The 25,732-nt window shown below is 73.7% G+C and carries 18 protein-coding genes and 2 tRNA genes; 13 read left to right on the top strand and 7 right to left on the bottom strand.

What is annotated here, in order from left to right:
• Window positions 1-26 precede the first annotated feature (26 nt).
• From WMF42_RS36595 to WMF42_RS36575, 5 genes are all read right to left on the bottom strand, one after another.
• Window positions 27-1,403 (bottom strand): hypothetical protein, encoded by a 1,377-nt coding sequence (locus WMF42_RS36595; protein WP_061609153.1) that lies wholly within the window; start codon window positions 1,401-1,403, stop codon window positions 27-29.
• Window positions 1,403-2,017, bottom strand: a complete 615-nt coding sequence (locus WMF42_RS36590) for a penicillin-binding protein activator LpoB (protein ID WP_061609154.1) — start codon at window positions 2,015-2,017, stop codon at window positions 1,403-1,405. Before WMF42_RS36590 ends, WMF42_RS36595 begins: the two co-directional genes overlap by 1 nt.
• Window positions 2,018-2,108: 91 nt before the next feature.
• The gene (locus tag WMF42_RS36585) at window positions 2,109-3,179 is read right to left on the bottom strand and encodes a trypsin-like serine protease (RefSeq protein WP_437687711.1); all 1,071 of its coding nucleotides are present in this window, start codon (window positions 3,177-3,179) and stop codon (window positions 2,109-2,111) included.
• A 333-nt stretch (window positions 3,180-3,512) separates the two neighbouring features.
• On the bottom strand, window positions 3,513-6,077 hold the full coding sequence (gene leuS / locus WMF42_RS36580; RefSeq protein WP_061609156.1) for a leucine--tRNA ligase: 2,565 nt from the start codon (window positions 6,075-6,077) through the stop codon (window positions 3,513-3,515).
• Between the two features lie 688 nt (window positions 6,078-6,765).
• The gene (locus tag WMF42_RS36575; protein WP_437687709.1) at window positions 6,766-7,140 is read right to left on the bottom strand and encodes a hypothetical protein; all 375 of its coding nucleotides are present in this window, start codon (window positions 7,138-7,140) and stop codon (window positions 6,766-6,768) included.
• A gap of 202 nt (window positions 7,141-7,342) precedes the next feature.
• Here WMF42_RS36575 and WMF42_RS36570 point away from each other — a divergent pair, with 202 nt between their 5' ends.
• The gene (locus WMF42_RS36570; protein ID WP_437687707.1) at window positions 7,343-7,912 is read left to right on the top strand and encodes a hypothetical protein; all 570 of its coding nucleotides are present in this window, start codon (window positions 7,343-7,345) and stop codon (window positions 7,910-7,912) included.
• 62 nt (window positions 7,913-7,974) lie between these two features.
• Window positions 7,975-9,444, top strand: a complete 1,470-nt coding sequence (locus WMF42_RS36565; RefSeq protein ID WP_437687705.1) for a UDP-N-acetylmuramoyl-tripeptide--D-alanyl-D-alanine ligase — start codon at window positions 7,975-7,977, stop codon at window positions 9,442-9,444.
• Window positions 9,445-9,495: 51 nt separating this feature from the next.
• Here the strand turns inward: WMF42_RS36565 and WMF42_RS36560 are convergent, their stop codons facing one another.
• On the bottom strand, window positions 9,496-10,107 hold the full coding sequence (locus WMF42_RS36560; RefSeq protein WP_061612393.1) for a peptide deformylase: 612 nt from the start codon (window positions 10,105-10,107) through the stop codon (window positions 9,496-9,498).
• Window positions 10,108-10,239: 132 nt separating this feature from the next.
• Between WMF42_RS36560 and WMF42_RS36555 the strand changes: the two genes are divergently transcribed.
• The 11 genes from WMF42_RS36555 to rpsI all read left to right on the top strand — a co-directional run bounded on the left by WMF42_RS36555 (window position 10,240) and on the right by rpsI (window position 23,358).
• Complete coding sequence (locus WMF42_RS36555) at window positions 10,240-12,702, top strand: MMPL family transporter (protein ID WP_437687703.1); 2,463 nt, start codon at window positions 10,240-10,242, stop codon at window positions 12,700-12,702.
• Complete coding sequence (locus WMF42_RS36550) at window positions 12,695-14,119, top strand: hypothetical protein (protein WP_437687701.1); 1,425 nt, start codon at window positions 12,695-12,697, stop codon at window positions 14,117-14,119. The genes WMF42_RS36555 and WMF42_RS36550 overlap by 8 nt, the downstream gene beginning before the upstream one ends.
• Window positions 14,116-15,477, top strand: coding sequence for a hypothetical protein (locus WMF42_RS36545; RefSeq protein ID WP_437687699.1), 1,362 nt, complete (start codon window positions 14,116-14,118; stop codon window positions 15,475-15,477). Before WMF42_RS36550 ends, WMF42_RS36545 begins: the two co-directional genes overlap by 4 nt.
• Before the next feature lie 366 nt (window positions 15,478-15,843).
• Window positions 15,844-16,275: an RNA recognition motif domain-containing protein gene (locus tag WMF42_RS36540; protein WP_437687697.1), complete on the top strand. Its 432-nt coding sequence runs from the start codon at window positions 15,844-15,846 to the stop codon at window positions 16,273-16,275.
• Between the two features lie 365 nt (window positions 16,276-16,640).
• A complete protein-coding gene (locus WMF42_RS36535; protein WP_437687695.1) occupies window positions 16,641-17,915 on the top strand; it encodes an MFS transporter in 1,275 nt (424 codons plus the stop codon).
• Between the two features lie 58 nt (window positions 17,916-17,973).
• Window positions 17,974-19,809, top strand: coding sequence for a glutamine--fructose-6-phosphate transaminase (isomerizing) (glmS, locus tag WMF42_RS36530; protein ID WP_061610065.1), 1,836 nt, complete (start codon window positions 17,974-17,976; stop codon window positions 19,807-19,809).
• Window positions 19,810-19,942: 133 nt separating this feature from the next.
• The gene (locus tag WMF42_RS36525; protein ID WP_437687693.1) at window positions 19,943-21,769 is read left to right on the top strand and encodes a sensor histidine kinase; all 1,827 of its coding nucleotides are present in this window, start codon (window positions 19,943-19,945) and stop codon (window positions 21,767-21,769) included.
• A gap of 32 nt (window positions 21,770-21,801) precedes the next feature.
• A tRNA-Ser gene (locus tag WMF42_RS36520) sits at window positions 21,802-21,888 on the top strand.
• 107 nt (window positions 21,889-21,995) lie between these two features.
• Window positions 21,996-22,080, top strand: a tRNA-Ser gene (locus WMF42_RS36515).
• A gap of 427 nt (window positions 22,081-22,507) precedes the next feature.
• A complete protein-coding gene (rplM, locus tag WMF42_RS36510; protein ID WP_061610066.1) occupies window positions 22,508-22,957 on the top strand; it encodes a 50S ribosomal protein L13 in 450 nt (149 codons plus the stop codon).
• 8 nt (window positions 22,958-22,965) lie between these two features.
• Window positions 22,966-23,358 (top strand): 30S ribosomal protein S9, encoded by a 393-nt coding sequence (rpsI, locus tag WMF42_RS36505; RefSeq protein WP_020740460.1) that lies wholly within the window; start codon window positions 22,966-22,968, stop codon window positions 23,356-23,358.
• Between the two features lie 250 nt (window positions 23,359-23,608).
• Here rpsI and WMF42_RS36500 read toward each other — a convergent pair whose 3' ends face one another.
• Complete coding sequence (locus tag WMF42_RS36500) at window positions 23,609-25,555, bottom strand: M23 family metallopeptidase (protein WP_233561970.1); 1,947 nt, start codon at window positions 25,553-25,555, stop codon at window positions 23,609-23,611.
• Window positions 25,556-25,732: the final 177 nt, after the last annotated feature.

Below are 25,732 nucleotides of genomic sequence, written 5' to 3'. Positions count from 1 at the left end.
CCCGCAACCCCCCGCGCCCGCGGCGCTCAGCGGAGCACCATCACCGGGACGAACGCCCACCCGCCGGCGGCCACGCTCACCCGCGCGCGCCGCACCTCGCCCCGGGCGCCCACGACAACGTCGTGCGTGCCCGCGGGGACGCGGAGCCGCGCGATGGCGATGCGCGCGGGGAGCGTCGACCAGCCGCGCGTGTCCGGCGTGTCGAGCACGGTCAGCGTCGCGCTCGTGAGCAGGCCGACGAGCAAGCCCAGCGGCCCAGAGTCCTCCGCGGCGGCCTCCGTCGCGCCCTGCGCGGCCTCGCCCGCCGCGATGCGGGCGACGGTCCTCGTGATGGCCGACAGGATGAGCGTCCCCTCGTTCTTCTTCCAGGCCGAGCGCACCTGCGCCTCGACGTCGAGCGCCTGCTCCAGCGGCCGGACGCGCCCGTCGATTGTCAGGGTCGGAGTCGAGTAGCCGCCCTTGCCGCGGGCGAGCGTCGGGTAGTTGACCCACGTCACGAGCCCCTTCGCCGCGAGCTCGTCGGCCCGCGCGCGATCCGTGGGGCTGATGTCGCTGGCCACGAGGGTGAGCGCGAGGCCGATCGGCAAGCGCTGCGGCACCTTCTGCGGCACGCGCCCGAACCCGACGACGACGACGAGCTCCGCCTCGCCGGCCTCGGCGAGGGGCGGCGACGGCTCCACGCCCTCGATCAGAGCGGCGACGCGGGGCGATCTCGGCTCGCCGCGCGTGAGCGCGCGGAGCGGGCCGCGGAGCGACGGATACGGGCCGTGGCGGAGCGCGTCGTCGTAGTGGAGGAGCGCCTCCTCGGGCTGGCCGCTCTTCTCGAAGGCGAAGCCGGCGAGGTAGCTCCCGAGGCCGATGAGCGCCGTCTCGCCCTCGTGATCGCGCAGGTACTTCTGCATGACGGCGAGGCGGCGGGCCTCGACCTTGGCCCCGCTGAGATCGCGCTGGGCCAGGTAGTTCATCATGTTGACGGTGTTGATGAGCAGCTTCTCGTGGGCAGGGGCCTTGTACGGGCCCGCGTCGTCCGAGAAGAGGTATTTCCCGAGCTCGTCGGCGGCGCCGCGGGACATGTCGAGCAGGTCGATCGACTTGTCCGCGATCCCGAGATCGCGCGCGGACAGCTTGTAGCGGTCCATGCTGAGGAGGACGTTGCCGCGGTCGAGCAGGAGGAGCGCGTTGTCGCCCTGGAGCGCCGGGAGCTCGTCCGCGGTCTCGACGTCGAGCTCGTCGTTCAGCGCGGCGACCGCCTCGGCGGGGGCTCCCCGATCGAGCGCGTCGAGCGCGGTGCGCACGCGGTCCTCGTGGCCGCCGCAGGCCGCCTGTCCGAGGCCGAGCAGCACCGCGAGGGGCGCCAGGACCGCGCGCCCGCGCCCCCAGAGGCTCGCGCGCCGCGAGAGCATCACTCCTGGATGAGCGCCTTGGTGAAGGCGGCCTTGTTCTGCCAGACCACCGCGCTCGTCGCGACCTCGATGACCTGCATGAACATGAAGTACTGGACGCGGCGCTCGTCCTCGGTGCGCTCGTCGGAGGTGAAGACCTTGCCGGTGATGTAGTACTTCGCGCCGAGCTGGCGGTTGTACTCGGCGATGTGGTTCGGGTCGAAGCCGCCGCCGTGCTGCTTCTCGACCTCCACGATCATCTGCTGCTGGCGCTCGACGCTCACCACGGTGACGAGGCCCGTGTCGAACATGTACGTCTCGATATCGGACAGGAGCGCCTGGAGCTGGCTATCGATGTGCTCGCTCGTCTGGTTCGACAGCGGGTAGATGGCGAGCGTGGGCCGAGAGCCGTCGTTCGCCCACGCCTTGACGATCGGAGACGCCATGAGCGACTTCAGGTTCTCGTGAAGGAGCTGCTCGATGTCGCGCTTGTCGATCCCCGTGCTCATCGCCGCGTCGTCGAGCCCCTCGACCTGGTTGCCGCGCACGTAGGTAGGTCCGCAGCCGACGGACATCGATGCGAGCACGAGCGCCGCGAGCAGCGCGGCCGGACGGATGATGGGCGAACTGAACATGGACACTCCGCAGGGCAGGACGGCCGCATCCTAGCAGGCGAGGTGTGCGCTGGAGTGGTGATCGGGCGGAAATCGTGCTCCGCCACGCGCTCTACGTGGGCGGCGTGACCCTCCTGGCGCGCCTCAGCGCGAGCAGCGCGAGCATCGCGAGCAACGCGGGCGCAGCCTCGGCGCCGTCCGCGATGGGGCCTTGCGCGCACGAGAGCCAGCGCTCGTCGAGCGGTCGGCGCGAAGGCAAGCGCTCCGCCGCGTCGGCGTCGGTGGCCCACCAGGGCGCGTCGTAATCGCCGACATCTGCGGCGCGCCTCGCCTCCGCGACGAGCCAGTCGTGATGGGCGATCAGCCCTCCGTAGATGGGGTCGGAGCAGCCGGCCGGCCCGCGCGACGTGACGCCGATGATCCGCCCCGCGACGTCGAGCGCGGGCCCGCCCGAGTCGCCGCTGCAGATGCCGCTCTCTCCGCGCCACTCGCTCCCCGTGACGCGCTCCTGCGTTCCGCACCCGTACCCCACGCACTCGACGTGGAGGCCATCGCGGCGCCTGCGGGCGCCGCCGTCGCGCGCTCGGCCCTCGGTGTCGCCGAAGCCCACTGCCGAGTAGACCTCGCCTTCTTCCGGCGGCCGATCGAGGCGGGGCGCGAGGGGGGTGACCTCGCTGCCCCGGACCGGCGAGGACAGCACCACCAGCGCGAGATCTCGCCCGCACACGACGTTGCCATCAGGCGGGCTGAGCAGCGCGCGGGCGGCGATCCACGGCGCGTCCGCGGCCCACAAGGCGCTGCCGAGCGTGGCGAAGACCTGCGAGGAATCGACCGGCTCACCGAACGTCGCCGTCTTGCAGGCGATGAGCTTCGGGGCCTCGGCGATGCAGTGCTGCGCCGTGAGCACCAGGTTGGGCGCGATCAGCGTGCTCGAGCAGGTCCGTGAGACCCGCCCGCGTCGATCCGTGATGAGCAGCCCGGCGACCGCGCGATCTCCAGCGTCGGGGTACCCTCCCTTGATCTCCAGCGCGATCTCCGCCGCATCTTCCTCGTCCAGAGCAGGCTCCCACGCGTCTCCTGCGCAGCCGGCCAGCGCGGCGGCGGCGGCGGCGGCGGCGAGGAGGCCTCCAGCTCGGGTGCTCCGCGCGGTGTTGTTCCGGCACACCGCCAGCCGCCATTGCACGCCACCTGCCAGCCTGGGCTGTGCACCGCCGTGTTCCTCGAGGGGAGGAGAGAGCCGCTTCCGAGGAAGCTCACGCGCCCGCGGAGCAACGTCGCTGCGCTGCGATGACGCATGCGGGCAGCGCGCCGGGCGGGCTCACGTGCACGGCGAGCGCCCGACCTCGGCGACCGCACGGCGCAAGGCGCTCCTCGGTGAAGAGGCCGTGGGAGAGCGCGCTTCATCGCGATCCAGGAAGAAGCACCCGCGCCGCTCGTGCCGAGCATCCGCTCGGGACGTCGCCGCGCCGCGGATGCTCGTTGTCGCCGGGCGGCGCCGTAGCGTCGGCCAGGAGGGTCAGCCGACCACGATATTCACGATCTTCCCGGCGACGTAGATGAACTTCTTCACCTGCTTGCCCGCGGAGAAGGTGGCCACGCTCTCCAGGCCGAGCGCGGCGGCGCGGGCCTCCTCCTCGGACGCCGCCTTCGCCAGCATCACCCGGCCGCGGACCTTGCCGTTCACCTGCACCGGGATCTCCAGGACGTCATCGACGCAGAGCGCCTCGTCGTACGTGGGCCACGGCTCGTGGCTCAGCGAGCGCTCGTGGCCCGTGAGCCGCCACAGCTCCTCCGCGAGGTGCGGCGCGAAGGGCGACACGAGGAGGATCAGCCGGAGGACCGCCTCGCGCGGCGGCGAGGGCAGCGAGCTCAGGTGGTTCACGAAGACCATCATCGCGGAGATCGCGGTGTTGAACGCCATCGCCTCGATGTCGCCGGTCACCTTCTTGATCGTCCGGTGGAGCTGCCGGCTCGTCGCGTCGTCCATCGCGTCCGAGAGCGGCCGCGTGCACGTCGCGAACACGCGATCCCGGAACCGGACCACCCCCTGGATCTGCCCTGATTGCCAGGGCTTCACCGCCTCGAGCGGGCCCATGAACATCTCGTAGAGCCGCAGCACGTCGGCGCCGTAGGACCGCACGATGTCGTCGGGGTTGATCACGTTGCCCCGCGACTTCGACATCTTCTCGTTGTCCTCGCCGAGGATCATCCCCTGATGCACGAGCTTCACGAACGGCTCGGGGTGCTTCACGCGGCCGAGGTCGTAGAGCACCTTGTGCCAGAAGCGCGCGTAGAGGAGGTGCAGCACGGCGTGCTCCGCCCCGCCGACGTAGAGGTCGACAGGCATCCACGCGTCGTAGGAGGCCTCCGAGAACGGCTCGGCGTCGTTGTGCGGGTCGAGGAAGCGCAGGTAGTACCAGCACGAGCCCGCCCACTGCGGCATCGTGTTCGTCTCGCGCGCGTACCACTTGCCGTCCTTCTGGAAGAAGCGCCAGTCCACCGCGCGCGCCAGCGGGCCCGCCGGGTCGTCGCCGGGGCGGAAGTCGGCGAGCGGCGGCAGCTCGAGCGGCAGGTCGGCCTCGTCGACCGCGATCGGCTGATCGTAGCGGATCGTGTGCGCGTCGCCCTTCCTGGGGTCGCCGTTCGGAGCGGCGAGGTCGACGGGGAAGTAGATGGGGATCGGCTCGCCCCAGTAGCGCTGGCGCGAGAAGACCCAGTCGCGAAGCTTGTAGTTCACCTCGCGCCGGCCGCGGCCGAGCGACTCGAGGCGGGCGATGACCGCGCGCTTGCAGTCCTCGGTCTTGAGCCCGTCGAACTCGCCGCTGCGGACCGCGACGCCCGGGTCGACGTAGGCGGCCTCGAGCTTGTCGCGCAGGGCGCCGTCGGGGCTCACGACCTCGACGATCGGCAGCCCGTAGGTCCGGGCGAAGGAGAAGTCGCGCTCGTCATGACCGGGCACCGCCATCACGGCGCCGGTGCCGTAACCGCCCAGCACGTAGTCCGCGACCCAGATCGGCACCTCTGCGCCCGTGATCGGGTGGACGGCGACGAGGCCCGTGTCGACGCCGGTCTTCTCCTTCGCGGCCGCGGAGAGCCGCTCGCGATCGCTCTTGCTCGCCGCGGCGGCGACGTACGCCCGCACCGCCTCGCGGCGCGCCTCGGACGCGCCGCCCTCGGCGCCCATGAGCCATGCGGTGAGCGGGTGCTCGGGCGCGAGCACGACGTAGGTGACGCCCATCAGCGTGTCGGGCCGGGTCGTGAACACGCTCAGCGAGCCCTCGCTCCGCCCCTTGACCTCGAACGAGATGAGCGCGCCCTCCGAGCGGCCGATCCAGGCGCGCTGCATGGCCAGCGTCCCTTCGGGCCAGTCGACCAGGCGGAGATCGTCCGCCAGGCGGTCGGCGTAGGCGGTGATGCGCAGCATCCACTGCCGGAGCGGCGTCCGGTAGACGGGGTGCGAGCCGCGCTCGCTCTTGCCGTCGATCACCTCCTCGTTCGCGAGGACGGTGCCGAGCGCCGGGCACCAGTTGACGCTCACCTCGTCCTGGTAAGCGAGGCCCTTCTTGAAGAGCTGGAGGAAGATCCACTGCGTCCAGCGCACGTAGCGCGGATCGGTCGTGGACAGCTCGCGCGACCAGTCGTAGCTGAAGCCCAGCATCTTGAGCTGGCGCTTGAAGGTCGCGATGTTCCGCGCCGTCGTGTCGGCCGGGTGCGTGCCGGTCTCGATGGCGTGCTGCTCCGCCGGCAGGCCGAAGGCGTCCCAGCCCATGACGTGCAGCACGTCGATCCCGCGCATGCGGTAGTAGCGGGACACGATGTCGGTCGCCGTGTACCCCTCGGGGTGCCCGACGTGTAGCCCCGACCCGGAGGGGTAGGGGAACATGTCGAGCACGTAACGCTTCCCGCGGGCGTTGCCCGCGCTGCGGACGGCGCGGAACGTCTCGCCCTGCTCCCAGGCGCGCTGCCAGCGCGGCTCGACCTCGGCGTGATCGTAGCGCACGGGCTCGCGCGGCTCGTTGGAGGAAGGTTCGGTGGAGGTACGGGGGCCCATCGTCTCGGCGGCCATATCGCGACGAGCCATAGCACTGTGCTGCCGCGGTCGACAGCCGCCCCGCGGCGGCAAGGAGCCCGCGTCCCCGCGGGAGCGTCGTCTCCCGTCCGCGGCGCGCGCCCTGGTCATGTCGAGAGTTCCCGGCAAGCGTGGACAGCGCCTCGGTGCGGGCTCTGCCGTCCGATGTTCCCGCGCGCGGTCACCCGCGGCGACGTGCGCGCGCCGCCTCGCGTTTTCGGTGGCCGGCGCGCGCATCGTCCGCGCTCGCGCGCGCCAGGGGTGTGACAGCGCGCGGCGCGGCGGCGATCCGACCTCGCGGTGCTGAGGCGAGCCCGGAGCGCGCGGCTCGCTGCGCCTTCGTCCGCAACGGGCCGCTGGGTCGGCGCGGTGCTGAGCGCCCCGGCGCAGCGGCACCTCACGGGGCGGGGCGACGCGTCAGAAGGATGGCCGGACACCGAGACTTGGAGGTAGATTGAAACCGCTGTTCCGCTTCAGTGTGAGGCAGGGGGGCCGCTGGGCGGTTCCTCCGAGGCGCGCGGATGACCGACAAACACGTTCCATGGGGAGCCCCGGAGAGTGAGATGGCGGCGCAGCCAGGCCGGCCGATCTTGTCCGCGCAAGGCGCGGGGATCCCGTTCCGGCCGCTGCCCGTGCCGCCGCTCATGGCGCCCGGGGCATTGCGCCCGCTCGCCGCGCAGTACGCGCTGAGCCCTCACGTTCAGCAGCACAGCCCGGCCGGATACCCCGGGCCGGCGCCGTCGGCGCCCGGCTTCGCCGGAGCGGCGCCGGGTTTCGCCGGGCCAGCGCCATCCGGGACGCCGCTTCCAGGGCCGGCGCCGCCATCGCCGGCGTTCCCGGGACCGGCGCCGTCCGCGCCGGCGTTCTCGGCGCCAGCGCCGCCCGGGGCTGCTTTTCCTGCACACACGCAGCCGCCGACCGCGAACCTCTCCGCGCGCGGCGGGACCCTCCCGCCCGGGCTCGTCTCACAGCAGGACGTGCTGTCGGCCAGCGGCGTCTTCTCTCCGAGCGCGCTCCCGTTCGTCTCGGCCCCGCCACCGTCGGATCCGGCGCCCTCGAGCCAGATGTCCTTCATGCCGGCGCCCACCACGGAGCGGATGGGCGCGAACGCGGCGCAGCCGCCTCCACCGGCACCTCCGCCAGCGTTCGGAGGTCCCGGCTACGGCCCCGCTGGCGGCCCCCCTCTGTCAGATCCTGCGCGTCCGCCCATGGCGTCGCTGCACGCCGGCCTGCCAGAACAGGCAGGCCCGCCATCCGCTGTTGCACCTGCGTCCACCATGGGCGCAGCGCCCAGCGCTGCGGCGCACGGCGCGCCCCAGGCGGCCGCCGGCGGGTGGGACGGCGCTGCGGCGCACAGCGCGCCCCAGGCGGTCGCCGGCGGGTGGGACGGCGCTGCGGCGCACAGCGCGCCCCAGGCGGCCGCCGGCGGGTGGGACGGCGCTGCCATGGCCGCCGAGAGCCCCTGGGCCACCACGTCGGCGCGGCTCGAGATGCCGGTGCTCCCGTCGAACTTCGTACAGGAGCGCCCGGAGCCGCAGAAGCCCGCGGCCGTCACGGCGCCGCGGCGCGAGGGCGGCAGGACGCTCATCATCGTGCTCAGCGTCATCCTGGCCGTCGCCCTGCTGGCGCTCGTCGGCATCACCTTGTGGCAGAGCATGGGCGGCGGCGGGCCCATCTCGATCGACTACACCGAGCCTCCTCCGTCGACCGCCGAGACCGCGTCCGCGCCGGTCGTTAGCGAGCCGGCAGCCCCCAGCGCGACCGCCGCGCCCCGCCCGGCCGCGCGCCCGCGGCCGAAGACCGAGGACATCTACGACGAGGTCGAGAAGGAAAAGCCGCGGCGCTGACAGCGCGCGCCGCAGGCGATTCGTTGGCCCTGCGCCCCGTTCCATGCTGGTGATCGCCCGCCATGGCGACGCCCATCCCGCAGAACCTCGCCCCCTTCACCCTCGACGAGCTGGCGCGCGCGACCGGCGGGCGCGTGCTGCGGGCGGGGCCGGACGCGCGGGGCGTCTCGACCGACAGCCGCACGATCGCGCCCGGAGCCGCGTTCGTCGCGCTCGCCGGCGAGAGCTTCGACGGCCACCGGTTTCTCGACGCCGCGGCGCAGCGAGGGGCGGCTGCTTTCGTCGTCTCCCGCGAGGTGGCCGTGCCGTCAGAAGGAGGTGTGGTGCTCGTGGAGGACGGGCTCGCTGCCCTCGGGGCGCTGGCGAGGGCGCACCGCGAGCGGTGGCGGAGGGGCGCCCACCGCGACGGGCCGCGCGCGATCGTCGCGATCGGCGGCTCTGCCGGCAAGACGACCACGACGCGGGCCATCGCGGCGCTGCTCGCGGGCGCGGGCCGCGGCGACGTGCACGCGACCGCGGGCAACCTCAACAACGCCATCGGCCTCCCGATGACGTTGCTCGGGCTCGAGGAGCGCCACCGCTTCGCCGTCGTCGAGATCGGCACGAACCAGCGCGGCGAGGTCGCGACCCTCGCGCGGATCGCGGGGCCAGATCTCGCCGTGCTCACGTCCATCGGCGTCGAGCACACCGAGGGGCTCGGCACCCTGGAGGACGTCGCTGCAGAGGAGGGCGATCTGCTCGCCGCCTTGCCGACCGAGGGGACCGCCCTCGGGAACGGCGACGACGCGATGGTGGTCGAGCAGCTCGCGCGCGCCGGCGCGGCGCGGCGGATCACCTACGGCTTCGGCGAGCGCGCGCAGGTCCGGATCGCGGCGCGACGGCCGGTCGGGGTCCGCGGCACCGCGGTGAGGCTCGAGCGGGGAGGCGAGCCGCTGGAGATCGTCGTCCCGCTGCTCGGAGAGGCGGGCGCGCTGGCGGCGGCGGCCGCGGTCGCCGCGGTGGAAGAGGCGCTCGGCGAGCGGCTCTCGACGGAGCGGGCGGCCCGGGCCGCCGCGGGGCTCGCGCCGCCGGGGGACGGGCGCCTGTCCGTCCGCGAGCTGCCGGACGGCACCGTGATCATCGACGACAGCTACAACGCCAACCCGCTGTCCATGCGATCGTCGCTCAAGACAGCCGTCGAGCTGGCCGGCGCGCTCGGGAAGCGGCTGGTCCTGCTGCTCGGTGAGATGCGCGAGCTCGGCGCGCTCGCGGCGGCGGAGCACGACGCGCTCGGCGCGCAGGTCGGGGCCGCGCGCCCCGCCGCGCTGATCGCCGTCGGCGGCGAGGCGTCGCGGATCGCGCGCGCCGCCGAGGCGGCCGGCGTGCCGGCGTGGTTCGCCGGCGACGCGGGCGCCGCCGCGGCCCGCGCGATCGAGGTCGTCGAGCGAGGCGATCTGGTGCTCGTGAAGGGCTCGCGCGGGATCAGGATGGAGCGGATCGTCGAAGCGCTCGCCGGGCGGGGCGCAGGCAGCGGCGGCTCGCCCGCTCCGTGAGCGCGCGTCCGCGGGTCGAGCGCGATCGCCCGCCGTCGCGCCGCGCCTCCGTCACGCGCCGAGCGCGGCCCGCACCTCGGCGACGGACTGGCTGAGCAGCGCCGGCGCCTCCTCGTTGCTGCAGAAGGAGCGCGCGATCATGCGATCGACGTACAGCGTGCCGCGGAGGTGATCCACCTCATGCTGGAGGATCCGGGCGGGCCAGCCGGTCGCCTCCCAGCGAACCTCCTTGCCCTCCTCGTCCACGCCACTCACCTCGACCGCGAGATCGCGCTCGACCAGCGCCATGTAGCCGGGGACGCTGAGGCAGCCCTCGAAGAACGTCGCCCGCCCCGAGCCGGCCGCGCCCGGGGGCGGCGGCGCGAGGACCTTCAGCGTCGGGTTGATGATCACCTTGAGCGGGAAGGGCACGCGGCCGCGCTCGGCGCGCTGGCCCGGCGTGAGGCGGGACATCAGCACCTCGCTGTCCTCGAGCACGATGATCTGCTGACTGACGCCGATCTGCGGCGCCGCGAGCCCCACGCCGGGCGCCTTGCGCATGACGGAGACCATCGTCGCGATGAGGTGCTTGAGCTGCCTCGTCCCGATCTCCTCGGGCGGGACGGGCGCGGCGGGCTTCCGCAGGACGGCGCTGCCTGCGAGGACGATCGGGGGGAGCTCCATGCCGCCGGGGATGAACCAGCGCCCCCGCGGGCGCAAGGGCCGCCGGCCCGGGATCGCGGACCGCGTGGAGGCCCTCGCGGCCAGGCGGGGGTGAGGGTAGAGGTGCGGCGCCGGTCCCCGCCCGGCCTCGCCATGGCAGTGCCCCCTCCGCCTCCGCCGGCCCGCGCAGACGCTCCGCGCCGGCCGCTCCGCCTCGTCGTCGCGCTCGCCCTCGCGGCGCTGACGATCGCCGCCTTCGCCGCCGTGACGCTGCGGCTGAAGCTCGAGCCGAACGTCGCCTCGCTGCTGCCCGAGCGCGGGGACGCCGCGGCGCTGCGCCGGTACGTGCGCGGGTTCGGGGGCGGCGACCTCGGCGTCGTGATGGTCAAGGGCGACGACCCCGACGAGAACGCCGCCGTGGCCGCGGAGATCGCGCGGGCCCTCGCGGCGCGCCCGACCGTGCAGCGCGCCGCCGACCGGATCGACGTCTCGCGCGCGCTCGATCCGTGGCTCGCCTTCCGGCACGCGGACGCGCGCGTGAGAGAGCGGCTCGCCGCCGCGCTCTCGCCCGAGGGCATGCGGGAGCGCCTCGCCGAGACGCGCGCCATGCTGCTCGCGCCGGGAGGCGGCGCCGCGGCCGAGACGATCGCGGCCGATCCGCTGCGGCTCGCGCAGCTCGTCTTCGAGTCCGCGGACATCGGCTCCGGGGTGCGCACGCAGGCGGACGGCGCCTTCGCGACCGACGACGGCAAGGTGCACCTCGTCCTCGTGCAGCCGGCCGGGCAGGCGCTCCGCGGCGCCGACGCGCGCGCGTTCGTCGCCGACGCGAACGCCGCGCTCGCCCCCATCCGCGCGGCGCACCCCGACATCACGCTCGGCCTCACCGGCGGGCACGCCATCGCCGCGGCCACCGAGGAGATGCTCACGCGCGACCTCGCCGTCTCGGGCTCGCTCTCGATGCTGCTCGCCTCCGCCGTGTTCGCGCTGCTCTTCCGCCGCCTGCGCGCGCTCGCCGCGGTGATGCCGCCGCTCGTGCTCGGCACCGTCTGGACCGCCGGGCTCGCGACGGCGCTCCCGGGCGGGCTCAGCGCGATCGCCGTCGCCTTCATGTCGGTGGTCGTCGGCGTCGGCGTCGACACCGGCGTCCACGTCTACGCCGCGCTGCTCGAGGCGCGGCGCGAGGGCCTCGACCCCGAGGCGGCCGCGCGCGCCGCGCGGGCGCGGACCTGGCGCGCGGTGCTCGTCGCCGCGGTCACCGCGGCCGCGGCGTTCGGCGCCCTCGCGCTGTCGGACATCAACGCGCTCCGGCAGCTCGGGCTCCTGTGCGCCGCGGGCGAGGTGCTCACGGCGATCGCGATCGTCCTCGTGACGCCGGCCTTCGGCGCCTGGCTCGAGCGCGGCGCGCCCCCGCCCGAGGCGCCGGCGCGCTGGCCCGACGGCCTCCACCGGCTCACCCGGACGCGGGGCCGCGCGCTCGCGGTCGCGGCGGTCGCGGCGCTCCCCATCGCGGCCGTGGCGCTCGGCGCGGCGCCGCCGCTCGCCGAGGCGATCGTCGCGATCCGGCCCGCCGCGCTCGAGCCGCTCAAGGTCCAGCAGGCGATCTTCGACGCCTTCGGCGGGCGGCGCGGGCAGTGGGTGGTGCTCCTCGCGGACGGCGAGCAGGAGCGCGCCCGCGCGAGGGCCGACCGGATCGCGGAGCGCCTCGCGTCGATGAAGGCCGACGTGGAGGCCGTCGACGCGCTCACCGCGCTCGCGCCCGCCGCCGCCACCCAGGCCGCGCGCTTCGCCGCGCGCGACGCGCTCGACCTGCCCGGGAAGGCCGACGAGCTCGCGCGGGCGCTCCGCGACACGGGCTTCGCCCCCGAGCGCTTCTCGGCGGTGCTCGACGGGATGCGCGCGCCGCCGCGGCAGGAGGTGACGCTCGCCGATCTCGAGCGCGGCCCCGCGTCCATCCTGCTCTCGCGCTACCTCGGGCAGGACGCGGGCGAGGCGCTCGTCGCGCTGTACGTGCGGCCGCGCGACACGGGCTCGGTCGAGCGGATCGAGCGCGCCATCCGCGAGGAGGATCCGAGGGCCATGCTCACCGGCTATACCCGGCTCGAGGCGTCGCTCCGCGAGACGCTCGCGCACGACATGCCGCGGATCGCGATCGTCGCCGGGGGGCTCGTGCTGCTGGCGCTCTCGGCCTCGCTCCGCAGCGCGCGCGACATCGCGTTGGCCGCGCTCGTCGTCGCGTCCGAGATCTCCCTCGTCCTCCTGCTGATCCGGGCGCTCGGCATCCCCCTCCACGCGTACGACGCGCTCGTCATCCCGGTGCTGCTCGGGATCACCGTGGACGAGGGCATGTTCCTGCTCCACCGCGCCCGCGACGTCGAGGCGGCGGGCGGCAGCGGCGACGCGGTGATCCGCGAGACGCTGCGCCACGAGGCGCCGGCCATCGCCGCCACCGCCCTGACCACGGCCGCGGGCTTCTCCGCGCTCGCGTTCTGCAGGTTCGACGGCCTCCGCGATCTCGGCCGCGTCGGCGCGCTCGGCAGCGCGGTCGGCCTCGTCGTCGCGCTCCTCGTGGTGCCGGCGGGGCTGCGGCTCTGGCCCCGGGGCCGCCGACGTGCGTAACATCACGGCGTTGTCGCCCCGGCGCCTGCTCCTCCTCGCTCTCCTCGCGCTCGCGCGCCCGGCCGCGGCGCAGCCGTCGCCCGCCGCCGCGCCGCCGCGTCCCGTGGCCGCGCAGGCGCGCCCGGCCGCGCCGCCGCGCCCGGCCGTCGCCCGCGTCGTGGACGACCTCGCGCGCTCGCTCGGCCCCGTGACCGGCCGCGCGCTCGTCGCCGCCGCGCCGCTCGTCTCCGACGCGCCGGCGCCGCGCGGCGCCCAGCTCGCGACGTCGCTCGCCGCCCAGCTCGCGGGCAAGCTCGGCGCGGGCGCGCGGGCGCAGAAGGACCCGATCCCGCTGCCGCTCGCGCGCGAGGCCGCGCGCGACGGCGCGGCGCTCGTCCACCTCGCCGTCGAGATCGGGGCGGGGCGGCTGCGCGTCACCGCGGACGTGTACCCGGTGCCGCGCACCGTCTGGGCGCGCCTCCGCGATCCGGAGCCGGGGCCCATCGCCCACGCCTACGCCGAGGCGCCCCTCGACGCGGAGATCCGCAGCTTCCTCGCGCCGGTCCCGCTCGTCGCCGCCAGGGTCGACCGCGCGAAGAACTTCGAGGGCGACGTGGTCGCGCTCGCGTGCGGCGATCTCGACGCCGACGGCTCGCTCGAGATCCTGAGCGTGAGCCGCCGGCGCGTGACGACGCTCCGCCTGCGCGGCGGCCGCGTCGTGCCGCTCTCGTCGCGCTCGTGGCCGGACGTCGTCGCCGTGCACCCGTCGCCGCTCCGCGAGCCGCTCGCGTTCGCCACGCTCGTCGAGCGCGAGCGCGACGGCGAGCTCCTGCCGCCGTTCGCCGACGTCGGGCTCACCGATCGCGCGCGCAGCGTCCGCTTCGACGGCAAGCTCCAGGCGGTCGCCGAGCTCCCCGGGCTCGCGATCCCGGACGCGGGCGGCTCGGCCTGCACGACAACGTGGGGCCCGCTCCTCACGGGTCCGCTCGGGCCGTGTGCCCCGGCGGATCCGCCGCCGGCGACCTCGGCGCTCTCGGGCCGGTACGACGCGCTCGCGTCGGCGCGGCTCCTGTCCGCGCGGGGCGAGCCCTTCACTGTCTGGGCGACGCGCGAGGGCGGCGCGGTCGAGCTCCGGGACAGCGCGGGCCGCCGTAAGGCCGTGGGCAGCGCCGGGGCGCAGCTCGCGATCGGCGATCTCGATCAGGACGGCGAGCCCGAGCTGCTCGCCGCCCTCGACGTGCTCGACCCGCTCGAGGACGCCGTCGTTGTCTGGTCGTGGCGGCGCCGCGAGGGCGCCCCGGATCGCGCGGCGCTCCAGGAGATCCTGCGCCTGCCGGCGCCGGCGGGGGTGCGCGCGCTCGCTGTCTGCCCGCCCGACGGCCCCGGGCGCGCCCCCTTCACCGTCGCGACGGCCGATGAGATCTGGGTGGTGCGGTGAGCCGGTCGCTCCCGCGCCGCGCCTTCCTCGGCGGCGCCGGCGCGCTGCTCGGCGCGGCGGCCCTCCCGGACCGCGCCCGCGCCATGGGGCGCACGCCGCTCGGCGGCCGCGTCTCGATGCACCTGCCGTGGCCGACGAGCTCGCTCGATCCGCACGACCTGAGCGACCCGGCCGCTGCGCTGTTCGCGCCGGCGATCGCCGACAGCCTCTACGGGGCCGACGCGTCCGGGAACCCGTACCCGACGCTCGCGTCCGCGCTGCCGTCCCGCGAGGGGGACGCCGCGGTCGTGCGCCTGCGCGAGGGCCTGCGCACCGCGCGCCTGCTCAAGCTCGACGGGCGCGACATCGTGAGCTCCGTCGAGCGCGCCCGCGCTCGCGGCGCGGCCGCGGCGCTCGCCGACGTCCCGAGGCCCGAGCGGCACCCGAAAGATCCGCTCGCCGCCGTGTTCCCGCGCGCGGACCCCGGCCGCGTCGCCCGCGCGCTCGCGTCGCCGATGGTCGCGCTCCTGCCGCGCAGCTTCGACCCCGCGGCCCCGGACGGCACCGGCGCGTTCCGGGCCGACCTCGGCCCGCGACAGATCACGCTGACGCGCAACGACGTCGCCGCGCGCGGCGCCGCCTTCCTCGACGCGATCGAGGTGATCCGCTCCGAGGATCTCACGACCTCGCTGCGCGCGTTCGAGGCCGAGCGCGACGACCTCGGCTGGCTCGGCGCCGGGCTTCACACGAACCGCCGCGGCGCCGTGCGCTTCGATCTGGGCGTCGCCGGATGGATCGTCCTCACCACGGGCCCCGACGCCGGCCCCTTCGGCCAGCCCGGCGTCGCGCAGCGGCTCGTCGACGCGCTGCCGCCCGAGCGCCTCGCGCACCTCGGCCTGGTCGGCCTCCCGAAGGCGCACGGCGATCCCGCGTGGGGTGGTCCTCCGGCGGAGCTCCTCGTGGACGAGTCTGCCGCGCACCTCGTCGAGGTCGCCGAGGCGGTCGCGCCGATCCTCTCCCGGCCCGGCCACGAGGTCACGGCCGAGCCTGTCTCGCGGGCGGATCTCGGGCGCCGCCGCGCTCGGGGCAAGGCGACGCTGGCGATCGAGCTGGTGCGCCCGCTCGGCCCCGGTCCCCTCAACGCGCTGCTCGCGCTCGCGACCGCCGACAACCGCGGTCGTGCCCTCGACCTCGCCCGCCACCCGCCCCGGCTCGCGCCCAGCGCCGCGCCGCGCTCGCTCACCGCGACGCTCCGCCTCGGCGTGATCGCCGAGGTCCGGATCGCGGGCGGCGTGATGCCGGACATCGCGCTCGCGCGCGGCGTGAGCGGCGAGGGCTGGGATCTCGGCGCCACGTTTCGCCGTTCTCCCAGGCGCTGACGCGATCCTACGTGAAACCAGGCGCGACGGACAGGGCGGACGCGGCGGGCATGACGGACGCGACCGCATCGCGCTGTTCGGGACGTCCGGGCGGGCGGCGCGACGATGGGGCCTGCTTGGATCGCTTGCGCCGAGGGGACATTTGGTTACTATCGGCTGGTCACGAACGTCACTGGCACTCGACACGACGCTTCTCTTCTCGGGGATCGCGGATTGATCGCGGACTGGACGACGCAACGTGTGGCGCATCGGGGGCTCCTCCCCAGCGCCGCCCTCCCTCGATCCCCCACGGCTCCATCGGGGCGGCAGGGCAATTGTTCGGCACCGAAGCTGACATCTCGCAGAGCCGTGAAGTGAATCAGTGTCATGGGTACTCGCCTCTACGTTGGTAATCTCCCCTTCTCCGCCACCAAGGCCTCCGTGCAGGCTGCGTTCGCCCAGAGCGGCGAGGTGACGGACGTGCACATCGTGACCGACCGCGAGAGCGGGCAGTCGCGTGGTTTCGGGTTCGTCACGATGGGCACGCCTGAGCAGGCCCAGCAGGCGATCGAGCAGATGAACGGCGCCATGATGGACGGCCGTCCGCTTCGCGTGAACGAGGCGGAGGAGCGGGTCCAGCGCGGCGGTGGCGGCGGCGGCTTCGGCGGCGGCGGTGGCGGCGGCGGTTACGGCGGCGGCGGCGGTGGCGGCCGTGGCGGTGGCGGCGGCGGCTACGGCGGCGGCGGTGGTGGTCGCGGCGGCGGCGGCGGTGGTCGCGGCGGCGGCCGTGGCGGTCGCGGCGGCGGCGATCGTTACTGAGCTCAGCCAGGTAGGTCGACGTTCATGCGGCGGCGCCTCTCCCCGGAGGCGCCGCCGTTTTTCATGCGTGTGCCGCCGCTCCGCGGCGCGCCTCGCCGCGCGTCTCCCGGTCCTCAGCTCACCGCCGCGCTGGCGAGCGCGAAGGGCGGCATCGTCCCGTACGCGACCCGGCGGTGCGGCGCCGCCTCCAGGCGCACCACCGGCGGAAGCGCCTCACGCCACGCCCTACCCCAGCAGCGCGAGCGGCCCGGCTCCGCGAGCGGGGGAGCTTGCCTGTGCGTCGCGCGAGCGTCAGAGACCGTCACGCTGGCCGGACCTCGCGCTCGAGGCGCGGCAGCGCACCGCCGATGCCATCATCGCTTTCTTTGCAGCTCAAACCGTCTCCGCGGGCGATCTCGCTCTATTATTTCGGCATCTTCGCCGTCCTCGGCGTGTACCTGCCGCTCTTCCCGAGCTGGCTACAGGCGCAGGAGGTCCAGGGCCTCGCGATGGGGGCGATCGCGGCGACGCTCCCCGCGATGGGCCTCATCGCCCCGCCGTTGTTCGGCTTCATCGCCGACTCGCTCGGCGTGCGGGTATGGCTGATCCGCGCGGCCTGCGCCGGCGCCCTCGTCGCGTTCGCGCTGCTCGCGCTGTCGTCGGCGCTGGGCGTCGCGCTCGGCTTTGGCGGCCTCTTCGTCGCGGCGCTCGCGTTCGCGTTCTTCCGAGCACCGATGTTCACGATGGCCGACGTGGTCGCCATCGAGGCGTCGCTGAGCTCCGGGATCGCCTACGGCAGGCTCAGGCTCTGGGGTTCGATCAGCTTCGCGTTGATGGCGATCGTCGGCGGGGCGCTCATCGATACGGCGCGGCCGGCGGCGTTCCCCGCCACGATGACCGCCGTGTTGCTCGTCGCGTTCGCCGTCTCGTGGACGCTGCCGGCGGGCGGTGAGGCCCCCTTCCAGCGGCTCCGCCAGCAGCGCGGCGCGCGCGAGGCCGCGGCCGCGCCGGCCGCGCCGGCCGTCGAGGATTCCGTGCAGCAGCGCGCCCGCGCGCTCCTCCGGAGCCGCGACTTTCGCCTGTTCCTCGCGGCGTCGTTCCTGGCCCAGAGCGCGAACTCTTCCTATGACCTCTGCTACACGCTGCACCTGCGCGACGTCGGCTTCCCCGAAGCGCTGGTGGGGGTCGCGTGGGCCGTGGGGGTCTCCGGCGAGATCGCGCTGATGGCGTTCTCCGGCCCCCTGCTCCAGCGGTTCGCGCCGCCGACGCTGCTCGCCTTCGCCTTCGCCGGCGCCGCGCTCCGGTGGGCGCTGCTCTCGAGCGTGCGGTGGTGGCCCGCCCTGCTCGCCATCCAGCCGCTCCACGCCGTCTCGTTCGCGATGATGTGGGTCGCCTCGCTCGCGTACACGAGGGATCGCGCTCACCCGCAGATCCTCGCCACGGCGCAGGGGCTCTTCTCTGCCAGCGCCGGGGCGGGGTCCGTCATCGGGATGCTCGTGTGGGGCGAGCTCTACAAGCGCGGCGGCGGCTCCCTCACGTTCGGCGTCGCCTCGATCACGGCATCGATCGCATTCGTCCTCGCTGTGACCTTCGCGCGGTCGACGCGACGTTCCTTGTCTGGCAGCTCAGTTTTTTCTGCCAGCTCTCAGTGCCAGGAGTAACGTTAGCTGTTCCGCAGCACGCGGTGGCGCGCGCGGGCACTACCTGAACGAGGCGAGCATGTGCGGGATCGTCGGATACGTTGGGTCAAAAAAGGCGGCGCCGATCATCGTCGAAGGGCTGCGCAAGCTGGAGTACCGGGGCTACGACTCGGCCGGCATTGCCATTCATGACGGCAAGGGCATCGAGATCGTCCGGACGCTCGGCAAGCTGGTCAAGCTCAGCGAGGCGCTCGAGAAGCGGACGCTCGACGGCACCACCGGCATCGGCCACACGCGATGGGCGACGCACGGCCGCCCCAGCGAGGTGAACGCCCACCCGCACTCCGCGGGTCCGGTGGCCGTCGTTCACAACGGCATCATCGAGAACCACGTCGCCATCCGGCAGCAGCTCGAGGGCCAGGGGGTCAAGTTCCTCTCCGACACGGACACCGAGATCGTCGCTCACCTCGTCCACCGCGAGCTCCAGAAGGGCGCGAAGTCGCTCTTCGAGGCGGTGCGCGGGTCGCTCCGTCAGGTCCACGGCGCCTACGCGATCGCGGTCGTCTCGCGCGACGAGCCCGGCGTCATCGTCGTCGCACGCTACGGCTCGCCGCTCGTCGTCGGCGCCGGCGAGGACGAGATGCTGTGCGGCAGCGACATCCCGGCGCTCCTCTCGCACACCCGCGACATGATCTTCCTCGAGGACGGCGACATCGCCGAGCTGCGCGCGAGCGGCGTCCGCATCGAGACAGTGGCCAGCAGCGACAAGGTCGAGCGGCGCGTGAAGCGCATCGACTGGAGCCCCGTCCAGGCGGAGCGCGGCGGTTACAAGCACTTCATGCTGAAGGAGATCCACGAGCAGCCCGACGTCGTCGAGGCGACGCTGCGCGGCAGGATCGATCTCGCCGCCGGCGACGTGCACGCGACCGAGATCGGCGTCACGCCCGAGTTCGCGAAGGAGCTGCGCCGCGTCTACATCGTCGCCTGCGGCACGAGCCACCACGCCGGGATCGCCGGGCGCTACTGGCTCGAGCAGCTCGCCCGCGTCCCCACGGTGGTCGAGCTCGCGAGCGAGGTGCGCTACCGCGAGCCGATCTTCTTCCCCGACGATCTCGTGATCGCCATCAGCCAGTCGGGCGAGACCGCCGACACGATCGCGGCCCTCAAGGCGGCGAAGGCGCAGGGCGCCAAGGTGCTGGCGCTCTGCAACGTCCTCGACAGCGCGATCCCGCGCCTCTCCGACGGCGCGCTCTACACGCACGCCGGCCCCGAGATCGGCGTCGCCTCGACCAAGGCGTTCACCACGCAGCTCGCCGCGCTGCTCCTGCTCGCGGTCTACCTCGGCCGCCGCCGCGACTCGCTCTCGGCGGAGCGCGGGCGCGAGATCCTCCAGGCCCTCTGGGAGATCCCGAGCCACATGCGCGAGGTGCTCGGCGACGCAGACTACGTGCACGCGATCGCGAAGCGCCTCGTGCACGCGAAGGACGTCCTCTTCCTCGGGCGCGGCCTCGGCTTCCCCATCGCGCTCGAGGGCGCGCTCAAGCTCAAGGAGATCTCGTACGCCCACGCCGAGGGCTATGCGGCCGGCGAGATGAAGCACGGGCCGATCGCCCTCATCGACGAGAACCTCCCCGTGATCGTCGTCTGCCCGCGCGACGCGCACTACGACAAGACCTTCTCCAACTTGCAGGAGGTCCGGGCGCGCGAGGGGCAGGTCGTCGCGATCGCCACGAAGGGCGACGAGTCGATCCTGGAGATCGCGCAGCACCACGTCTGGATCCCCAAGGTGCCGGACGAGGTGGGGCCGCTCCTCACGGTGCTCCCGCTCCAGCTCATCGCCTATTACGTCGCCAACCTGAAGGGCAACGACGTCGACCAGCCGCGCAACCTCGCGAAGACGGTCACGGTCGAGTAACGGCGCCTCCCGCGGGAGGGCTGCTCCGGCCTGGCGAGCGGCCCTCCTGAGCCTGGCGCGGCGCGCCCGCGCCAGGATCAGCCGGCCAGCCCGCGTCCGCGCGCCCGATCCGGGCCGCGGCTATGCTGCGCGCATGCGCATCCCCGGCAGAACAGAGCGGCGGGTCGTCGCGGCCATCCTCGTGACCGCGCTGATCCCGCTGGTCGCCAGCATCGTCGTCGCCAGGACGGTGATCGCGCGGGTGTCGGCGACCGCGTTCCAGCCCGAGTTCGGCGTCCACCTCGAGCGGGCGCTCGGCGTGTACGCGGAGCTCGCCGCCGCCATCAAGCAGGGAATGCGCCTCGAGGCCGAGGCGATCGCCGCGGCGGACCCGCTGCGCCAGGGCGCCTTCGCCGGCGACCCGCAGCGCCTCGACGCCGAGCTCGCGCGCGTCGTCGCGGCCCACCCCGCGCTGGTCTCCGTGCGCGTCGAGCGCTGCGGTGGAGAGATCGCCGGCGCGCGGGAGCGCGGCCGCCCGGTCGATCCGACGCGCGAGAAGACGCTCACGGTCCGCAAGCCGATCGAGCGCGCGCGCGGCGCACCCGTCGCGCCCGCGCCCGACGACGGCGCGTGCGACGGCGACGTCGACGCGCGGACCCTCGTCGCCACGTTCGCCACGCCGAGCGCCCGCTTCGACGAGCTCGACTCGGCGCAGGCGTTCGCGCAGGCGTACCGCGCGATCGAGCGGGAGCACCGGAAGGAGTACCTCGACGAGAGCTACGGCGACGCCTTCGCCGCGCTGCTCGGCGCGACGATCGTCCTCGCCGTCCTCGCCGGCGTGCTCGTGGCCCGCCCCGTTGTCGATCGCATCGCGCGCCTCGCCGCGGCGACCCGGCCCGTCGCGGAGGGCGATCTCTCGGTGCGCGTGGCGCTGCAGGGCAACGACGAGGTCGCCGATCTCGGCCGCGCCTTCGATCGCATGCTCGAGGAGCTCGAGGGCAGCCGCGCGCGCATCGAGTTCCTCAAGCGGATGGGCGAGTGGCAGAAGATGGCGCGGCACCTCGCGCACGAGATCAAGAACCCGCTGACCCCCATCCAGCTCGCCGTCGAGGAGTGCCACCGCCGGTACTCGGGCAGCGACCCGGCCTATCAGCGCCTGCTCCAGACGACGCTCGAGGTCGTCGAGGAGGAGGTCGGCACGCTGCGCCGGCTCGTCGGCGAGTTCTCGAGCTTCGCGCGGCTGCCGCAGGCCGAGCTCGAGCCCTCGGATCTCGCGGAGTTCCTGCGCGAGCAGGGCGAGCGCTTCGCGGCGGTCGAGGAGGCGGGGCGCGAGCACGCGTCGGACGAGGCGCTGCTCGGGCGCATCGATCTCGAGTTCGACGTGCCGGGCGCCCCGATGCCGGCCTCGCTCGATCGGGAGATGCTCCGGCGCGCGCTCGGCAACATCGTGCGCAACGCGGCGCAGGCGCTGCGCGACGCGCAGCGGGCGGCGCCGGGCGGCGCAGCGGCGGAGCGCGCGGGCGCTGGCCCGTGGGGCAAGGTCCGCGTCTCGGCGCGGAGCGAGGGGCAGAGCTACCTCATCGCGATCGACGACGACGGCCCGGGCATCGATCCCGCCGTGCGCGACTCCATGTTCGATCCGTATGTCACGACCCGGTACGACGGCACCGGGCTCGGCCTGAGCATCGTGAAGAAGATCGTCGTCGACCACGGCGGCACCATCGACGTGCTCGAGTCACCGCTCGGGGGCGCGCGCTTCGTCATCCGGCTCCCGCGCGCGGGCACGCCGGCGGCGCGCGCCGCGCTCAGGGCCGAGGGCGAGGGCGGGCCGCGCGAGCCCCCGCGCGCCGCGGGAGCGCCAGAAAGCCCCGGATCGCGTGGGCGCGAGCCCCTCTCCGGGGCCGATCGCGAGGCGAGGGCGGGGGAGGCCTCGACAGCGAAAGCGCACCTCCAGAGCGGTCGATGGTCAGGAGATGCTTGACCGACCGGCCCCACTTTGACATGTTCGCCCGCGGAGAGGTGACCGAGAGGCCGAAGGTGCCTGATTCGAAATCAGGTGTACCCGCAAGGGTACCGCGGGTTCGAATCCCGCTCTCTCCGCTACGCTTGGCTGCTTGCCCCAGGTGAACCCGACGGGCTCTGACCGCCCGCTCCCACGTGAGCGGCGCGGGTCCGGTAGAAGCGAGGCGCGCGTCGAAGAAGTATCGGGAGAGGTGACCGAGTGGTCGAAGGTGCACGACTGGAAATCGTGTGTACGGCAACGTACCGCGGGTTCGAATCCCGCCCTCTCCGCTGGATCGAAGAGTCCGTCGATTCCTGGTCGTGAGCTCCTCTGAAAGGAGCCCGCAGGACGTATTCGCTTGATGAGTCCGCCGGCCAGCGGCGTTCGCGTCTCGCGGCGGGTCGCCCGGATCGATGCTGGGCTCCCGGAGACGTTGCTTCGGCCCGACGTCCACGCGAGTCGTCGCTTCCTCGGTAGGCGGTGCGGCTGGGGGGATGCGGTATGCCCCGAGCGGCGAGCGAGCAGAGCGGCACCGCGCCGCGACATGATGTGAACCGAGCGAACGAGACCAGCGTCAGGGTGCGGACCGGCGCGCTTGACCAACCTTCCCAGCGGCACGATGGTCCATCAGAAACCAGAGACGCTTGACAGGCGGAGGGCCGCCATGTAGAAGTGGCGCCCCTTTTTGGCAGGCGCCCTTCCGGAGTTTTTCGCCCAATGAATCCTCAGCCCAAGTCCTTTTCCGCCAAGCCTGCGGAGGCCCGCAACGAGCGCACGTGGTGGGTGATCGACGCGGAAGGCAAGCCCCTCGGCCGCCTTGCCAGCCGCATCGCCATGGTGCTGCGTGGCAAGACCAAGCCCACGTTCACGCCGCATGTCGACACCGGCGACTTCGTGATCGTCGTGAACGCCAAGAAGGTCCTTCTGACGGGTCGCAAGCTCCAGCAGAAGAACTACGTGCGGCACAGCGGCGAGCCGGGCGGCTTCCGTTCCGAGTCGTACGGTCACCTGCTTGAGCGCAAGCCGGAGCTCCCCATCCAGAAGGCCGTGAAGGGCATGCTCCCGAAGAACGTGCTCGGGCGTGAGCTCCTCACCAAGCTCAAGGTCTACGCCGGTCCCGATCACCCCCACGCGGCGCAGAAGCCGCAGCCTCTTAGCTACAGCTGAGCAAAGCCATGACGGAAACGAGAACGTACGCCACTGGGAAGCGTAAGACCGCGGTCGCGCGCGTCTTCCTCTCGCCGGGCACCGGCAACATCAAGGTGAACAAGAGGCCCGCTGACGAGTACTTCGTCCGCGAGACCTCGCGGATGGTGATGAGGCAGTCGCTGGAGCTGCTCGAGCTGCTCGAGCAGTTCGACGTCAACGCGACCGTTGTCGGTGGCGGCCACAGCGCGCAGGCCGAGGCGATGCGGCACGGCATCGCGCGCGCCCTGTGCGAGCTCGATCCGGAGCGCAGGTCGTCGCTCAAGCGCGCTGGCTTCCTCACGCGCGACGCGCGCAAGAAGGAGCGCAAGAAGTACGGCCAGCCCGGCGCCCGCAAGCGCTTCCAGTACTCGAAGCGCTAGCCGTCGCGGCTGTTGCCCCCCGGGGCGGACGCCATGGCAAGGACAACGAGGACGCGAGGGGTCATCCCCTGGCGTCCTCGCTGCTTTTGTTCCTCTGGCGTCTGCACGCAGACCGGAGGCGCGAAGGCTGATGTCTCGACGCGTTCGACGTGCCTTGCGTTCGCAGGCAGGCCGGCGACGCGAGGAGGGCTGGTGCCTCGGCGTCCTCGCGCCCCGACTCCTTCGAGCGGACCTCTCGGCCCGCTCGGTGTCACATCGTTTCCGGTGGGTTCTTGAGATCGGGGCCTTCGATGAGCTCGCCCTCATCGTCCCCGGCGCCCTGGGGCGGCTGCGCTTCGGGCTCTGTCGGTCCGCTCGGGCCTACAGCGGGCGCGGCTGACACCGTGGCGTCGTTGCCGGCGGCCGCGGGCGGCGGCGCGCTCGGCTCCGCGGCCTCGGGCTTCACCGGCTCGGGCGGCGGCTCGGGCAGCGGGATCGCGTCGAGCCGCTTGTCGAGCGCCTCCTTCGTCGCGGCGAACGCCGCGCGATCGACGCCGGGCATCACGCGCTCCCCGTCGAGCTGGAGCGTCTCGGCGTCGAAGTACTTGCCGTCCTTCTTGGCGCTGAAGTGGAGGTGCGGGCCCGTCGAGCGGCCTGTCGATCCCACGTAGCCGACGAGCTGGTGAGTACCCACCTTCATGCCGACCTTGATGCCGGGGGCATACCTCGACAGGTGGGCGTAGCCGGTGGTGATCCCGTTCGCGTGCGCGACCGTGACGAGGTTGCCGCTCGGACCCGCAGGGCCGACCCACTCGACCACCCCGCGGTACGCCGAGTACACAGGCGTCCCGGTCGGCGCGCCGAGGTCCGTCCCGTTGTGGGGCATGGGCCTCTTCAGCACCGGGTGCATCCGCTTCGGGTTGAACTTCGACGTCACGGGCGCGCCAGGGACCGGCGAGCGCCAGCCGCCCGCGTACGGCTGCTTTCCGCGCTCATCGAAGTAGCCGCGGGCCTCCTGCCCCTTGAAGTCGTAGATGCGCACCGGCTTCTCGGCTGGATCCGCGGGCCGGTACTCGAGCGCGATGATCTTCTTGTACCGGGAGAACATCCCGAGCGCCGTCTCCTCTATGGCGATCAGCCGGACGGTGCTCCCTTCCTCGAAGCCCTCCGTCGACATGCGCCCGCTGAGCGCCTCGTCGATCACGTCGAGCACGCCGGGCTCCAGGCCGCCGGCCTGGTACGCGCTGGTCAGGTCCTTGCCGACGTAGAAGGCGGCGATGACCTCCTCCTCGGCGATCTTCATGTCGAGCGTGGTGCCCGTGAGCAGCCCGGCCTCGTTCTCCCTCGCCTGGTAGATCTCGCTCGCCGAGATCTCGTACTCGAAGGCGCGGACGCGGCGCGTGGACCGGTCCATCGCGACCGTGTACCGGTCCTTGCGGCCGCACTTGTCGAACTTCCGCAGCCCGTCGAAGGCCTTCATGATCCGGTAGATCTGCGCCTTCGGGACGCCCTTCTCGGCGAGGGCCGTGATGAACGACCGGCGGTCCATCACGTCGCTCGCCATGATCACGGACGGATCCTTCGCGAGCTCGGAGACGCGCCAAGGTCCAGGCACCGGGGTGCGCTTCTTGCCCCTCACCTCGGGTGACGAGGGAGACTTCCCGGCCTCCTCGGTGCCCGCGGACGAGCTCGCCGGGGCCGCCGCGACCAGCGCGCGCTCGTCGCGCACCGGGACGCCCTGGATCAGCAGGGCGATCAGCGAGGTGAGCGTCGCGAGGCCGAAGATGCCGCCGAAGACCGCGGTCATGCGCGGCGAGAGGTGCGGCCCCGCAGGGGGGCGGCCGAGGCCAGGGGGCAGGCGCGGACCGTCGGCCGAGCCGGGGCCCGCGTAGGGACCGTCGACGAGCGACGGCGTCCGCGGGGGCTGCGCGCGCGGGTCGCCGCCGCGCAGCCAGGGCGCCGACGCGCGCCCGCGAGAAGAAGGAGGAGGGAGCTGCGTCCAGGTCGGCGCCGCGCGCCCGCGCGGATCGCCGCTCCGCGCCCAGGGCGCGGCCGGCGATCTCTCGCCGCGGCGAGGGCTCGGCACCGGCGCGGCCAGCGGCGGCGTGGCAGGACGGCTGGACGCGTCGTCCGTCACGTCCTCGACGGCGCTGCTGCCCTCGGTGTCCGCGCGCGGCGCGTCCTGCGATGCGGCGGCGCCGGGCTCCGCCGCGCTCACGTCGGCTCCGTTACGTTCCTCGGAGCGCTCCGCGGCGTCCGGTGCCCCGGATGCCTCGAGCGGGTTCTGGGGTACTGCACTCGGCACGCCGACGTGCGTACCAAGGCGTCGCCGGGGTTGCAACCGCGCGAACCCGGAACCCCGCAAGGGTTGCGCGGAAGACGGACCGCGTCGTAC

It is taken from the genome of Sorangium sp. So ce176 (assembly GCF_051519835.1).
Lineage (GTDB): Bacteria > Myxococcota_A > Polyangia > Polyangiales > Polyangiaceae > Sorangium > Sorangium cellulosum_G.
The sequence above is the reverse complement of the archived record's forward strand: the minus strand, read 5'-3'. Positions and strand labels throughout refer to the sequence as shown.